This window comes from Bartonella tribocorum, from assembly GCF_002778015.1.
In the GTDB taxonomy this organism is placed as follows: domain Bacteria; phylum Pseudomonadota; class Alphaproteobacteria; order Rhizobiales; family Rhizobiaceae; genus Bartonella; species Bartonella tribocorum_B.
In genome coordinates this window covers 39,991-54,623 of sequence record NZ_NJPP01000004.1, presented here as the reverse complement: position 1 = coordinate 54,623, position 14,633 = coordinate 39,991, and the positions used below count along the sequence as shown (strand labels likewise).

Annotated in this window: 12 protein-coding genes; all 12 read left to right on the top strand. The window is 41.6% G+C overall.

Going from position 1 to position 14,633, the window contains the following annotated elements; translation table 11 throughout:
- Positions 1 to 11: 11 nt before the first annotated feature.
- The 12 genes from mraY to CEV08_RS02595 all read left to right on the top strand — a co-directional run bounded on the left by mraY (position 12) and on the right by CEV08_RS02595 (position 14,633).
- Entirely contained in the window at positions 12 to 1,082 is a 1,071-nt protein-coding gene (gene mraY / locus CEV08_RS02650) for a phospho-N-acetylmuramoyl-pentapeptide-transferase (protein WP_100130244.1), read from the top strand.
- Between the two features lie 4 nt (positions 1,083 to 1,086).
- Positions 1,087 to 2,481 (top strand): UDP-N-acetylmuramoyl-L-alanine--D-glutamate ligase, encoded by a 1,395-nt coding sequence (murD, locus tag CEV08_RS02645; protein WP_100130243.1) that lies wholly within the window; start codon positions 1,087 to 1,089, stop codon positions 2,479 to 2,481.
- Between the two features lie 144 nt (positions 2,482 to 2,625).
- Positions 2,626 to 3,777, top strand: a complete 1,152-nt coding sequence (locus CEV08_RS02640) for an FtsW/RodA/SpoVE family cell cycle protein (protein WP_100130242.1) — start codon at positions 2,626 to 2,628, stop codon at positions 3,775 to 3,777.
- Positions 3,770 to 4,906, top strand: a complete 1,137-nt coding sequence (murG, locus tag CEV08_RS02635) for an undecaprenyldiphospho-muramoylpentapeptide beta-N-acetylglucosaminyltransferase (RefSeq protein ID WP_100130241.1) — start codon at positions 3,770 to 3,772, stop codon at positions 4,904 to 4,906. The genes CEV08_RS02640 and murG overlap by 8 nt, the downstream gene beginning before the upstream one ends.
- Positions 4,890 to 6,314: a UDP-N-acetylmuramate--L-alanine ligase gene (gene murC / locus CEV08_RS02630; protein ID WP_100130240.1), complete on the top strand. Its 1,425-nt coding sequence runs from the start codon at positions 4,890 to 4,892 to the stop codon at positions 6,312 to 6,314. Before murG ends, murC begins: the two co-directional genes overlap by 17 nt.
- Complete coding sequence (murB, locus tag CEV08_RS02625) at positions 6,292 to 7,269, top strand: UDP-N-acetylmuramate dehydrogenase (protein ID WP_100130239.1); 978 nt, start codon at positions 6,292 to 6,294, stop codon at positions 7,267 to 7,269. Before murC ends, murB begins: the two co-directional genes overlap by 23 nt.
- 237 nt (positions 7,270 to 7,506) lie before the next feature.
- Positions 7,507 to 8,427, top strand: coding sequence for a D-alanine--D-alanine ligase (locus tag CEV08_RS02620; protein WP_100130238.1), 921 nt, complete (start codon positions 7,507 to 7,509; stop codon positions 8,425 to 8,427).
- Positions 8,415 to 9,326, top strand: coding sequence for a cell division protein FtsQ/DivIB (locus CEV08_RS02615; protein ID WP_100130237.1), 912 nt, complete (start codon positions 8,415 to 8,417; stop codon positions 9,324 to 9,326). The genes CEV08_RS02620 and CEV08_RS02615 overlap by 13 nt, the downstream gene beginning before the upstream one ends.
- Positions 9,323 to 10,624: a cell division protein FtsA gene (gene ftsA / locus CEV08_RS02610; RefSeq protein WP_100130236.1), complete on the top strand. Its 1,302-nt coding sequence runs from the start codon at positions 9,323 to 9,325 to the stop codon at positions 10,622 to 10,624. Before CEV08_RS02615 ends, ftsA begins: the two co-directional genes overlap by 4 nt.
- A 63-nt stretch (positions 10,625 to 10,687) precedes the next feature.
- Complete coding sequence (ftsZ, locus tag CEV08_RS02605) at positions 10,688 to 12,460, top strand: cell division protein FtsZ (RefSeq protein WP_100130235.1); 1,773 nt, start codon at positions 10,688 to 10,690, stop codon at positions 12,458 to 12,460.
- A 233-nt stretch (positions 12,461 to 12,693) separates the two neighbouring features.
- A complete protein-coding gene (lpxC, locus tag CEV08_RS02600; protein ID WP_100130234.1) occupies positions 12,694 to 13,578 on the top strand; it encodes a UDP-3-O-acyl-N-acetylglucosamine deacetylase in 885 nt (294 codons plus the stop codon).
- A gap of 161 nt (positions 13,579 to 13,739) precedes the next feature.
- On the top strand, positions 13,740 to 14,633 hold the full coding sequence (locus CEV08_RS02595) for an outer membrane protein assembly factor BamD (RefSeq protein WP_100130233.1): 894 nt from the start codon (positions 13,740 to 13,742) through the stop codon (positions 14,631 to 14,633).

The window sequence follows — 14,633 nt, the reverse complement described above, 5'->3', positions numbered from 1 at the left end:
TTTTTTGTCCCATGATGCTGTTTTTTTCTTCGTTTAGTGATTGGCTTCCAGGTGTGAATGTTTTCCGTTATATTACTTTTCGCACGATAGCAGCGATGTTAACCTCGGGGCTCATTGTTTTTTTATTTGGACCTAGCATCATTGCTTCTCTTAAATTGCGCCAAGGAAAAGGGCAGCCGATTCGTGCCGATGGTCCTCAAACACATTTTAAAAAGGCTGGAACACCTACAATGGGTGGATTAATGATTTTAACCGGCGTTGTCGTATCGGCGTTTTTGTGGTGTAATTTATCGAATATTTATTTTTGGGTATCACTTTTGGTTATGCTTTCTTTTGGGGCAATAGGATTTTATGACGATTATCTTAAGGTCACAAAACAAACAGACAAAGGATTTTCTGGAAAAGCGCGGCTAAGCTTGGAGTTTGTTGTTGCAGCAATTGCTGCTTTTGTCATCTTGCAAATTGGCTCATCGGGGTTCGCTTTGCCTTTTTTAAAAGATTATCTTATCAATTTGGGTTGGTTTTTTATTCCTTTTTCTGCTTTTGTCATTGTCGCAACGGGGAATGCGGTTAATTTGACGGATGGACTTGATGGGCTTGCTATTGTTCCGGTGATGGTTGCAGCCTTATCTTTTGCTTTGATCGCTTATCTTTGTGGTAATATTAATTTTGCGGATTATCTCCAAATACACTATGTATCGGGAACAGGTGAACTGGCTGTTTTATTGGGCGCTGTTGTTGGGGCAGGGCTTGGCTTTTTATGGTTTAATGCACCACCAGCTGCTATTTTTATGGGGGATACTGGTTCGTTGGCTCTTGGAGGATTATTGGGGACTGTTGCTGTCTCTACGAAGCACGAAATTGTTTTGGCTTTTATTGGTGGGCTTTTTGTTGTGGAAGCTTTTTCGGTCGTTATTCAGGTTGGTTATTTTAAACTGACAAAAAAACGTGTGTTTCTTATGGCACCGATCCATCATCATTTTGAGAAAAAAGGCTGGACTGAAAGCCAAGTGGTGATACGCTTCTGGATTATTTCAATTGTTCTTGCTCTCATTGGTCTTTCAACACTTAAATTACGGTGAGATTGTGATTTCTGTTGCGTGTTATAAAGGTCAAAAAGTTGCTCTGTTTGGATTAGGGGCGTCTGGGTTAGCAGCGGCACAAGCATTAATGCATGGCGGTGCAGAAGTGGTGGCATGGGATGATAATTCTGCGAGTGTGCAAGAAGCTTTTCGGCAAAATATTCCAACAAGAGATCTTCACGGTGAAGACTGGTCAGAATTTGTTGCCTTGATTTTAGCTCCTGGTGTTCCTTTAATGTATCCAAAGCCTCATTGGGTTGTTGAAAAAGCACGAAAAGAAAATATAGAAATTATCGGTGATATTGAATTATTTGTTCGTGCACGTCATCATTTTTTACAGCATTATGGTTTTTGTGACCAAGATGTTCCTTTCATTGCGATTACAGGGACGAATGGGAAGTCGACAACAACGGCTTTGCTTGTGCACTTGTTGGAAAAAATGGGTTATGATGTGCAGATGGGGGGAAATATTGGACAGGCAATATTGACACTTAAGCCCTTTGTTAAAAAACGTATCTATGTGATTGAATGTTCATCGTTTCAAATTGATCTTACTCCCTCTCTTCAGCCAACCATTGGGCTTTTATTGAATTTGACATCTGATCATATTGATCGCCATGGGAGTTTTGCTTGTTATGTGAAAACCAAAAGGCAACTTGTTGCTCAGGCTTCTCAGGCTTTTATTTCAGTTGATGATGCTGCTTGTGAGATTTTGTACCAACAGTTGCTTCACGAGGGGCATCAAATTGAGGCAATTTCTAAGGACCATTTTGTTGAAAATGGTTTTTATGCAGAGGGGAGCAAACTCTTTTCTGTTCGTCAAGGACAGCGTCATATGCTTGCAGATCTTGCATTGGTGGCCACTTTGCGCGGACGCCATAATGCGCAAAACGCTCTTATGGCCTTGGCAACGTTGCAGGCTTTAAAAATAACCGATCCTTCTATGAACAAGCATTTAGCAAGCTATAAAGGATTGCCCCACCGTATGCAGCAGGTCCGTAAAATGGGGGCGGTTTTGTTTATCAATGATAGCAAGGCGACGAATGCCGATGCAACAGCACCTGCTCTTTGCGCTTTTAATAATATTTTTTGGATTGTTGGAGGACAGGCGAAAAAAGGAGGCATTGAGTCTCTTAGAGAATTTTTTCCTAAAATTCGTAAAGCCTATTTGATTGGGAGTGCGGCAGAAGAATTTGCGCGCATTATTGGTTCTGATCTTCCCTTTTCTATGAGCTTAACTTTAGAAAATGCGGTGCGTGAAGCTACCATTGACGCAATGCATTGCAAGGCAAAGGAGGTGGTTGTTCTTTTGTCACCTGCTTGTGCAAGTTATGACCAATTTAAAAATTATGAGGTGCGGGGCGAAGCATTTGTCTCTTTGGTGATGCAGTTACAATAATAAAGGGACATCAATTATAAAAAATGTTTTTGCGTTAAGACTCCAGAATCTTTTTTTGTGTAATTTCATTTTTAAAGTGTTTGTCAAACAGGTTGGGAACCTTATCACTTTGAGAAAATTTATAAACAGATAAGGTGGATATAAATGGTTACGCGTGCAGATAGAGATCCCATTGCGAATTGGTGGTGGACGATTGATCGCTCTATTTTTGCAGCTTGTTTAATTTTAATGGGGATTGGCATTATGCTGTCTTTTGCTGCCAGCCCCACTATTGCAAAAAAAATCGGAATTGCTGATAGTTTTTATTTTGTTCGGTGGCATATCATTTTTAGCATTGCAGCATTTTTTACGATGGTGACTATTTCTTTTTTTTCGCTTCCCAATATTCGTCGTTTATGTGCTCTGTTGCTTATTGTAACGCTTGCTCTTATGGTTGCAACCTTATTTTGGGGGCCTGAATTAAAGGGAGCACGGCGGTGGATTTTGCTCTTTGGTTTTTCTGTACAAGCTTCAGAATTCATGAAGCCAGCTTTTGTGGTGATGTCCGCTTGGTTTTTTTCAGAACAGATACGCAGGAGGGGAATTTGGGGTTATATGTTAGCAACTCTCCTTTATGCCATTTGTTGTGTTCTTCTGGTTTTACAGCCTGATATTGGACAAACACTTTTAATAAGTGCAACATGGGGGGGGCTGTTTTTTATTGCTGGTGTACCTCTTACAGTTATTTTTCTCTTTCTGATTTTAGGTGCTGTAGGAATTATTTTCGCTTATCTTTTTTTGTATCATGTGCGCGAGCGTATTAATGGTTTTTTGACAGGAGAAGGAGATACCTTTCAAGTAGATGTGGGGCGTGAGGCTATTTTGAATGGTGGTTGGTTTGGGCAAGGTCCAGGAGAGGGAACAGTAAAACGTATTATTCCTGATAGCCATACAGATTTTGTATTTTCTGTTGCTGCTGAAGAATATGGTATTATTCTTTGTTTGTTAATTATGATGCTTTTTGCCTTTATCGTTATGCGTTCATTGTATATAGCCATGAATACACGTGATTCCTTTATGCGTCTTGGTGTTACGGGCATAGCCATGATGATTGGCTTTCAATCAGCGATTAATATGGCCGTTAATCTTCACTTAATCCCTCCCAAAGGCATGACATTGCCGTTTATTTCTTATGGTGGTTCATCGATGGTGGCAATTGCGTTTTCAATGGGAATTTTACTCAGCTTAACACGTCGTTGGCCAGAAGGGCGTCTTTCAGCTTTTCCTTCTTCTGTTTTGGATACGCCTTATGAATGATAAAAAAGTTATTGTTTTGGTGGCGGGTGGTACAGGGGGACATCTTTTCCCTGCTGAAGCACTTGGCGTTGAATTAAGGCAGCGTGGATATGATGTTCATTTGATAACAGATGAAAGAGCGCGCTCTTTTGTACGAAGTTTTGATGAAGAGCATACACATATCGTTTCATCGGCAACATTTACACGACGCCATCCTTTTGCTTTGATAAAAACAATTTGGTCCTTGCTCAAGGGTATGGGGCAATCGTTGGCGTTATTTTATAAATTACGTCCTGTTTTTGTTGGTGGTTTTGGGGGATATCCGAGTTTTCCTCCTCTTTTTATGGCAGCCTTAATGCGACGTGTAACATTTATTCATGAGCAAAATGCTGTTATGGGGCGTGCCAATCGGGTATTGGCAATTTTTGTGCGTGCAATCGCTGGTGGTTTGTTGTCGCCACATGGTGCTTATGCTCATAAAACGCTTTTAACAGGAAATCCTGTGCGTGAGGCTGTGTTGAAGGCGGCAGAAATTCCTTATTATTCGCCAGTGGGGGAAGAGCCATTTAATTTTTTGATTTTTGGGGGTAGTCAAGGGGCTTCTTTTTTTTCACATATTGTTCCAGAAGCGGTTGCTTTGCTCGATGATCAGAACCGTAAACGCTTACGAATTGTACAGCAAGTTCGTGGTGAAGCAGCAGAGTTGATCAAAACCTATCGTGATATGGGCGTGCAAGCTGAGGTTGCTTCTTTCTTTGATGATATGGCTGAACGTATGGCACATGCCCATTTGATCTTGTCGCGCGCTGGGGCTTCATCGGTCTGTGAGATAGCGGTGATTGGTAGACCTGCTGTGCTTATCCCTTATCCTCATGCTTTGGATCATGATCAGGCAGCCAATGCTGCACTTTTGGCGCGTGTGGGGGGTGCGCAAATTGTTTTAGAAAAAGATTTAAATGCACAAAAACTTGCTTCTCTTCTAACGCGAGTTTGTTATGCACCCCATTTATTGAAAAAACAAGCGCTTGCTGCAAAAAAAGTTGGGCAACCTCATGCAACCCGTTGCCTTGCTGATATGGCTGAAGCCTTGATTGCAGGACGATTGTTGTCAGATATAAAAGAGGAGCTTTTTGATGAAAATGCCACTTGATATAGGCGTTATCCATTTTATTGGAATTGGTGGGATTGGCATGAGTGGAATTGCGGAGGTTTTTTATAATCTTGGCTATAAAGTTCAAGGGTCCGATCAAGTTGAGAGCGCAAATGTTGAACGTTTGCGGAGAAAAGGAATTAACGTTGATATTGGTCATTGTGCTGAAAATTTAGGGAATGCAGAAGTTGTTGTTTTTTCTACTGCCGTTAAAAAAACAAATCCTGAGTATATCGCGGCGAAAGAAAGACATTTGCCGCTTGTCAGACGTGCAGAAATGCTTGCGGAGCTGATGCGCTTTCGGCGTGCAATTGCGGTGGGGGGTACACATGGTAAAACAACGACCACATCAATGATTGCAGCGCTTCTTGATGCTGGTCGTTTTGATCCCGTTGTGATTAATGGTGGTATTATTAATGCTTATGGTACGAATTCTCGTACAGGAGAGGGCGATTGGATGATTGTTGAAGCTGATGAAAGTGATGGTACATTTTTAAAGCTTCCTGCTGATATTGCTGTTGTTACCAATATTGACGCTGAGCATTTGGATCATTATGGAAGTTTTGATGCTGTCCGCGCAGCTTTTCGACAATTCGTGGAAAATGTTCCTTTTTATGGTTTTGCTGTCTTGTGCCTTGATCATCCAGAAGTTCAGTCATTGGCGGGCCGTATTGATGATCGTTGGGTGATCACTTATGGTGCAAATCCACAAGCGGATGTTCGTTTTTTAAATCTTTCGATGAATGGTCAAAAAACGTATTTTGATGTTCTTATTCGTTCACGCAAGACAGGAAAAAAGATTGAGTTAAAAAAATTACTTTTACCCATGACAGGACAGCATAATGTTGCCAATGCAACAGCAGCAATAGCTATTGCGCATGAACTTGGCATTTCAAATGAATTGATAAAGAAGGGTTTGGCGGAATTTGGTGGCGTAAAACGGCGTTTTACGCGAACAGGAAGTTGGTGTGGCATTGAAATATTTGATGATTATGGACATCACCCTGTTGAAATAAAGGCTGTTTTGCGTGCGGCACGTGAGAGTGCAAAAGGGCGTGTCATTGCTATTGCACAACCTCATCGTTATTCGCGTTTGTATCATTTATTTGATGATTTTTCTTCTTGTTTTAATGATGCAGATACTGTGTTGATTACCCCCGTTTATGCAGCTGGTGAAGAGCCTATCGAAGGGTTTGGTTCGCAAGAATTGGTAGAGCATATTAAAATGGCTGGTCATCGTGATGTGCGCTTGATACATGGTCTGGAAGATGTTGTGTCTTTTGTCTCAAAATTTGCTCAGGCAGAGGATTATGTTGTTTTTCTTGGTGCTGGCAATATCACACAATGGGCTTGTGCGTTGCCTCACCAGTTGGGACTTGATGGTCATGATAAATTTTCAAAACATTGATGGTGAGGCGCTATTGGCGCAATTGCAACCGCTGTTGGGGAATGTAAGAGGCAAGCTTACCCCTAATGTTGAGATGCGTAAGGTGACATGGTTTCGCACGGGCGGGTTGGCAGAGCTTTTTTATCAGCCTGTTGATGAAGAGGATTTGGCTCTCTTTCTTCGAAATTTGCCTGAATATGTTCCTGTAACAATTGTCGGTATTGGTTCTAATCTTCTGGTGCGTGATGGGGGGGTGCCTGGGGTTGTGATTCGTCTTTCACCCAAAAATTTTGGGCAAGTGCAGCAAGTTTCTTCAAAAGGCTTTTTCGTTGGCGCTGGGACGGCGGATAAACATTTAGCTGCTGCTGCTTTAAAGGCAGAAATTGCAGGGTTTCATTTTTATCATGGTATTCCTGGTGGTCTTGGAGGCGCTCTCAAAATGAATGCGGGTGCGAATGGTGTTGAAACCGCAGCGCGTGTTGTTGAGGTCTATGCGCTGGATCGTAAAGGACAACGTCATATCTTGAGTTTGAAAGATATGCATTATTCTTATCGCCATTGTGATATTCCTAAAGATTTTATTTTTACCGCTGCTTTATTGGAAGGGGAACCCAGTAATAAAGATGCTATTCGTGCTGCGATGGATGAAGTTGCTCTCCATAGAGAAACAGTGCAACCTATTCGCGAAAAAACAGGGGGATCAACTTTTAAAAATCCTAAAGATACATCCGCGTGGCGCGTGATTGATGGAGCAGGGTGTCGAGGTTTACGAATTGGTGGCGCTCAAATGAGTGAAATGCACTGTAATTTTATGATTAATACAGGGCAAGCAACAGGATATGATCTTGAGGCATTGGGAGAAACAGTGCGTGCGCGTGTTTTTGAACATTCAGCGCACCTTTTACAATGGGAAATCGAGCGTATTGGTCAATTTGAGCAGGGTCGAGGTATTTCTTCTTTTGATCCATTTTATTGAATTATCGTTCACTAAAAAAGTGTAAATAAAAAATTGAGTCATTTCAAAGAGATAATAAAAAATTCCATTAAAAATCAATAAATTAACAAAGAATCTCTTGCATCAAGCTTTTGAGTCTGATTCATTATGCAAAATGCTAGGTTATTGATTCGCAAGGATAAACCTTGTTTTTCCTGTATGTGGTACTGCTATGTTCCATATGAGCTACATATAGTATGCAAAAGAGGGTGATTTATTATGAAAGATAAACATATAGCTGTGTTAATGGGAGGTTTTTCTTCTGAACGCTCTATTAGTTTATCTTCAGGGGCGGCTTGTGCTGATGTTCTTGAGGCACTGGGATATCGCGTAAGCCGCGTGGATGTTGACGCTCATATTGCTTCTGTTCTTGAACAGTTGCAGCCTGATATTGCCTTTAATGCATTGCATGGTCCCTTTGGTGAAGATGGTCGAATTCAAGGGATTCTTGAATATTTGAAAATTCCTTATACCCATTCTGGCGTGATGGCATCTGCTTTGGCCATGGATAAGGGGCGTGCAAAAATTATTGCTGCAAATGCTGGGGTTTGTGTTGCGCCTTCTCGTATCATGAACCGCTTTGTTATTGGGAAAACGCATCCTATGGAGCCTCCTTATGTCATTAAACCGGTGTGTGAAGGATCAAGTTTTGGTGTTGTTATTGTCCAGGAAAATGAAACTGCATCGTTGCATAATATTAGGGGAGCTGAATGGAAGTATACAGATGAGGTGATGGTTGAAAAATATATTCCTGGTCGTGAATTGACTTGTGCTGTCTTGGGGAATGAAGTGTTGGATGTGTGTGAAATTCTTCCCGATAAACACTTTTCATTCTACGATCATGACTCAAAATATAAAACGGGTGGCTCTCTTCACATTTGTCCTGCACAACTTTCACTAAATATTTACCAAAGTGTGCAAAGAATGTCTTTAGCAGCCCATCAGGCGATAGGGTGTCGAGGTGTTAGCCGTTCTGATTTTCGTTTTGATGAAAAAACAGGAGAATTGATTTGGCTTGAAATTAATACGCAACCCGGTATGACATCGACGTCTCTTCTTCCTGATATTGCAAAAGCGAGTGGCCGTACTTACGGCGATATTATTCAATGGATGGTGGAGGATGCATCATGTATGCGTTGAATGTTAATAGAATAAATATTCCGATGGAGGTGCTTTCAGTGCCGGCTTTTCCACGTCTTTATCGTCGTTTTCTTCGGTTTATGTTTGAGACTGTTGTTGTCAATATTCATATTCCACGCCATTTCGGCTCCTTTGCTGTTGTATGGTTTTTCTTTGCTACAGCTTTTTATGGGCTTTCATCAAGTGGTCAGATGGCTGTGGTCGTTAACACGATCATATCGGATAGTGGTTTTATGGTCGTCGATGTCGATATTAGTGGTAATAAGCGATTGGCAAAGCAGGATATTTTGAAAATTTTACAACTTGATGTTGCGCCTTCTATCTTCACTTTTGATGTTGAAAAAGCACGTTCTCTTTTGGAAAAACAGGCTTGGGTTCAATCGGCGAATGTTCAGAAGATTTATCCCAATAGGGTGCGTATTTCCATCGTGGAGCGTGAACCTTATGCTATTTGGCAACATGATGGCATGATGGATATCGTTGATAATACGGGGCGTGTTATTGTGCCCTTTAAAGGAAAAGTTGTTCGGGGTTTGCCTCTTGTGGTTGGGCAGGGTGCGCAAAATGCAGCTAAAGGATTTATTCAAGCGCTGTCAGTGTATCGGCCAGTATATGATCGTGTTCGTGCTTTTGTGCGGGTGGGTGATCGGCGTTGGGATCTTGTTTTGGATAATAGAATGCGCGTTATGTTGCCTGAAAATGGTGCTCTTGAAAGGCTTTCCTCTCTTGTTTCGTCCGGTGCCATGCAAGATCTTTTATCACGCGATATTCTCAGTGTTGATTTACGGCTTGCTGATCGCATTACTGTTTCTTTATCCGATGAAACATTGGAACGTTATAATGCTGGTGTTGTAGAGGAAGAACGTATTTTAAAAGCGCGAAAGGCAAGAAACCTATGATGTTGCTTAGATCACATCATCTGGGGGGGCGTAAGACACGTTTTTTAACGGTTCTTGATGTCGGCTCTAGTAAAATTGTTTGTCTTATTGCTTGTTTGCGTCCTTTAAAGCATGCGCACTATTTACATGGGCGTACACATTCTATGGAAATTCTAGGCTTTGGCGTACAGCGTTCACGCGGTATTAAATCTGGTGTTGTCATGGATATGTTTGCAGCAGAACAATCAATTCGCTTGGCTGTTGATGCGGCAGAAAAAATGGCGGGTTTGGTGGTGGATTCAGTGATTGTGAACTTTTCCTCAAGTCGATTACAAAGTGCTTTGCTTCATGGAAGGGTCCATTTGAATGGTCGTGAAGTCACCAAGCGCGATATGCGTATGGCCTTTTCAGATGTGTCGCGTAAAGCTTTTGATGCGGAACGTCATGTTATGCATTCAGTTCCAGTCTCTTATGTTTTGGATGGAGATAAAGGCATTTCTGATCCTATTGGCATGGCAGGGGAAACATTTGGTGTCGATGTGCATGTGGTAACAGCGGAAACCGCAGCTTTACGTAATTTAGAAACTTGTATTAATCGTGCACATTTGAGTGTTGAAGCAATGGTTGCTACTCCCTTTGCAAGTGGTCTTGCTGTCTTGATGAATGATGAGGCGCATTTAGGGGCTGCATGTATTGATTTTGGGGGTGGAACAACAACGTGTTCAGTGTTTTTTGAGGGAAAATTTGTCCATGCAGATGCTCTTGCTGTTGGGGGGCATCATGTGACGCTTGATGTTGCGCGCGGATTTTCTATGTCTCTAACAGAGGCGGAACGTTTAAAAGTTGTTTATGGTTCAGCACTTTTAACAAGTGCTGATGAGCAGCAAATGATTAATGTAGCGGAAATCGGGAGTGAACAGCGTGAAACGCAATATCCTCGCGCGGTTCTTGGGCGCATCATTCGTGCGCGTGTTGAAGAAATTTTAGAAATGGTTCGTGATTGTTTAAATCGTTCAGGTTTTGGTCACATCATTGGTAAGCGTGTTATTTTGACTGGGGGGGCAAGCCAGTTAACAGGATTGCCGGAAGTGGCACGTACTATATTAGGAAGAAATGTTCGTATCGGGCGGCCTTTAGGTATTTCTAGGCTTCCTTCTCTTGCAAAAGGGGCGGCGTTTACATCTGCTGTTGGGTTGTTAATTTATCCGCAATTGGTGGGTTTTGAAGAAAAAACAATGCAGGCGGCAGGAAATCATTTATTGATGGGCACGCGTGGGTATTTTCAGCGTGTTGGTCAATGGTTGCGTGAGAGTTTTTAGTTAAGTCTAGTTAGATAAATTTCATCGCTTTGGCTTGCGGTGTCTTATGAGAAGGAAAAGAAAATGACGATTAATCTGCATCGGCCAGATATCGCGGAATTGAAGCCACGCATTACCGTTTTTGGTGTTGGAGGTGGTGGCGGGAATGCCGTGAATAATATGATTAATGCTGGTCTTCAGGGAGTTGACTTTGTTGTGGCAAATACGGATGCACAGGCTTTGGCTATGTCAAAGGCTGAACGTGTTATCCAGCTTGGTGCAGCTGTGACAGAAGGTTTGGGTGCTGGGGCTTTACCAGAAGTGGGACAAGCGGCGGCAGAGGAATGTATTGATGAAATTATCGATCACCTTGCAGACTCTCATATGGTTTTTATTACTGCTGGTATGGGGGGAGGAACTGGAACAGGGGCTGCGCCCGTTGTGGCTCGTGCAGCGCGTGAAAAAGGGATTTTGACCGTTGGTGTTGTGACAAAGCCATTTCAGTTTGAAGGGGCACGTCGTATGAAAACGGCAGAGGCTGGTATTGAAGAGTTACAAAAGTCTGTTGATACATTGATTGTTATTCCTAATCAGAATCTTTTCCGTATTGCAAATGATAAGACAACATTTGCTGATGCTTTTGCTATGGCTGACCAAGTGCTTTATTCTGGTGTTGCTTCCATTACGGATTTGATGATTAAAGAGGGCTTGATTAACCTCGATTTTGCTGATGTTCGTTCTGTTATGCACGAAATGGGCCGTGCTATGATGGGAACGGGTGAAGCATCTGGTGAAGGGCGTGCTTTGGCTGCTGCTGAAGCTGCTATTGCAAACCCGTTGTTGGATGATACCTCTATGCGTGGAGCACGTGGTTTATTGATTTCTATTACAGGGGGGCGTGATATGACTCTCTTTGAGGTGGATGAAGCTGCTAATCGTATTCGTGAAGAAGTGGATGCTGATGCGAATGTGATCTTTGGGGCCATTGATGATGAGTCATTGGAAGGTGTTATTCGCGTTTCTGTGGTTGCTACCGGTATTGATCGTGAGGTTAGTGATGTGGTTCAATCTTCTCAGCCTCAGTTTCAAAGGCCAAGCTCTTCAATACGCAAGAACGATCCTGGAACGCCACACAGTTCTTTTCATGTTCAGTCATCACCCTTGCGTTCTGAATCAATGGTAGAAGTCATCGAGTCACTTGAAATAGAAAAGGGGAAGCCAGCAGGAGAACAGTTTCGTCCAAAAAGTCAAATTTTTGCACAGCCTGCAGAAGCAATGGCGACACGAAGTGCGACAAAATCTGTTGCTTATGGTTCCAATACTGTGCAGGATCAGATATCAAATGGTCCACGTATGCAAGTAAGTCGAGGTTATCAACAAGCTATGGCGGCTCCCGTAAGCATGGAGGCAACAGCGCATGTTCTTGATGAGATGACAGAGATTGTGAAGCAAAAAGAAAAGCTAGTGCAACCAAAACAAATGCAACAGATGCAGGCGCGTGCTCCAATGCGTATGCCTGAGTTAAAGGATTTTCCTCCTGTTGCTCATGGACAAAGTCAAAGAACATCTGCGACTGATCAAGGTCCTCGTAATCTTTGGCAGAGATTAAAGCAGAGTTTGACACATCGTGAGGAAGCAGAGCCAGAAGCAAGATTGGAGCCTGCTGTGAGATCATCACAGCTGCAAGAGTCTCACCTTTACAATAAAAATTCTCAGGCACTTTCTCAAGATGCTTCTGTTTATGTTCCTCGTCGTTCTGGTGCGTTGCATCCTCAGGTACCACAAGATCAACGTACTTTTATCAGTGAAGAAGATCAGTTGGAAATACCAGCATTTTTACGTCGTCAGGCAAATTAATTAATAAAAGGTGAGGCAGTAAGAAATGTTATGATCTCTTTGACTATGACTTAGAAATTATACAGTAAAATATACTGTTGTTTTGGATAAAATACTTTGCTAAAAAAAAGCCGCTTAATTATAAGCGGTTTTTTTTATTATTTACTGTGAATATTTCTTTATGATTTTATACATTTTATTAAAAAATGTAAAAGAAATGCAATAAAATGATATAGCAAGTTTGGTAAAATGATGTGATGAATTTTGTGCAAAAATATCAGTCTACTCTTAAAAAAGCAGTAACATTTAAGGGGATTGGCGTTCACAGTGGCTGTTTGTCCGTGGTAAAGGTTTGTCCAGCTGATGTGGGGTGTGGTATTGTTTTTAAACGTTGTGGATTAGATGGAACAGAAAAAATATTTCAAGCTCATGCATCGCAAACAGGAGAAACTGAGTTATCAACAGTGCTTGGAGATGGAGAGATAAGGGTTGAAACCATTGAACATTTAATGGCAGCCATTGCTGCTTATAATTTGGACAATCTTGTTATTGAAATGTCGCACAATGAGATCCCTATTTTAGATGGTTCTGCATGGCAATATTGCCAAGCTTTTGAAGAGGCAGGCATTGTTCAGCAAGATGCATACCGTTCTTATTGCATTATAAAAAAGCCGTTGCGGGTTGAAGGGGCTCATGGTTTTGCAGAGCTTTTGCCATTTGATGGACGTCGTTTTGATGTAACGATCTCTTTTCCTTCTTCTGCTATTGGTGAACAACATTTTAGTTTTGATCTTACCAGCCAAGGATTTCGAGATAATTTGTCTCGTGCACGTACTTTTGGTTTTATCAAAGATGTGGAAAAGTTACGGCTTTCTGGAAAAGCGAGAGGCGCTTCTTTGGAAAATTCTCTTGTTATTGGCTTTGATGACAAAATTTTAAATCCCGATGGTCCTTATTGGGAAAATGAATGTGTTCGGCATAAGATGCTTGATGCGATTGGCGATACTGCTTTACTCGGGTGCCCTTTTATTGGGTTATTTCGTTCTTATTGTAGTGGGCATAGAATTAATGCACAATTGGTGAGAGCAGTTTTGGCAGAAGAATCATGTTATGAAAAGAGCTCTTTAAAGAAAGAATAAAAGAAAATTGACAAGACTTTTTTATCGTTTATTTGATTTTTAAGGGGATGATTGACCTAAACGACTAAATTGGTTATGTGCATTTTAAAGTGATATGGTATAAAAACTTTTAACAAATTATTTTTGCTACAAGGTGATATTCTCGGGAGGCCGGAAAAACTATGAAAAAATCTCGTGTGTGCATTAGAAATATGGCATATAGAAAATCTGACATTGTACGCAAGATATTGGGGGGGCTACTTTTGGGAAGCACTTGTATGTTAGCAGGATGCCTCTTTAAAGAGAAGAATACCCTTGATCCATCTGCTTATGTTTTGAAAATAGATCCACCAGATGTTCTCTATAATCAAGCACTTGCTAGTCTTGAGAGTGGGCGGCTTGCGGATGCATCAAAGAAGTTTTTGAAGATTGAAAAACAGTACGCTTATACGGACTGGGGCCGTAAATCTTTGGTCATGGGGGCTTTTACAAATTATCGACTTGGAAAGTATGATGATTCAATTAGTATGGCTCAACGCTATATTACTCTTTATCCAGGGTCTAATGACTCGGCTTATGCGTACTATATTATTGGTCTTTCTTCTTTCCGTCGGATTCCTGATATTACACGTGATCAACGTGATACGAAACGTGCTATTGCTGCGATGCAGCTCCTTATAGAGCGTTATCCGAATTCTGAATATGTCAAGGATGCTAAGGATAAAATACGTTTCGGGCGCGAACAGTTGGCTGGTAAAGAAATGCAGATTGGCCGTTATTATGAAGAGGGGCGACGCTATCTTGCTGCAAGTAGACGGTTTCGTACCGTCGTTGAGGAGTATTCCGATACAAATCAAATTGAAGAAGCGCTTTTCCGCTTAACGGAAGTTAATCTTGCTCTTGGTTTGACGGCGGAAGCGCAGACGGCAGCAGCTATTTTAGGACGTAATTATCCCAAAAGTGAGTGGTATAAATTTTCTTATAATCTCTTGCAAAAGAATAAAATATCGCCCCATGAGCATAAATCTTCTTGGATTTCAAATGCTTTAGGTGGTGATAAAAAGAGAGCGCGTTGA

Excerpts from the sequence above, each read along its gene's own strand:
- mraY (WP_100130244.1), top strand. The coding sequence starts at position 12 with ATGATGCTGTTTTTTTCTTCGTTTAGTGATTGGCTTCCAGGTGTGAAT.
- CEV08_RS02640 (WP_100130242.1), top strand. The coding sequence starts at position 2,626 with ATGGTTACGCGTGCAGATAGAGATCCCATTGCGAATTGGTGGTGGACG.
- murG (WP_100130241.1), top strand. The coding sequence starts at position 3,770 with ATGAATGATAAAAAAGTTATTGTTTTGGTGGCGGGTGGTACAGGGGGA.
- murC (WP_100130240.1), top strand. The coding sequence starts at position 4,890 with ATGAAAATGCCACTTGATATAGGCGTTATCCATTTTATTGGAATTGGT.
- murB (WP_100130239.1), top strand. The coding sequence starts at position 6,292 with ATGATAAATTTTCAAAACATTGATGGTGAGGCGCTATTGGCGCAATTG.
- CEV08_RS02620 (WP_100130238.1), top strand. The coding sequence starts at position 7,507 with ATGAAAGATAAACATATAGCTGTGTTAATGGGAGGTTTTTCTTCTGAA.
- CEV08_RS02615 (WP_100130237.1), top strand. The coding sequence starts at position 8,415 with ATGTATGCGTTGAATGTTAATAGAATAAATATTCCGATGGAGGTGCTT.
- ftsA (WP_100130236.1), top strand. The coding sequence starts at position 9,323 with ATGATGTTGCTTAGATCACATCATCTGGGGGGGCGTAAGACACGTTTT.
- ftsZ (WP_100130235.1), top strand. The coding sequence starts at position 10,688 with ATGACGATTAATCTGCATCGGCCAGATATCGCGGAATTGAAGCCACGC.
- CEV08_RS02595 (WP_100130233.1), top strand. The coding sequence starts at position 13,740 with ATGAAAAAATCTCGTGTGTGCATTAGAAATATGGCATATAGAAAATCT.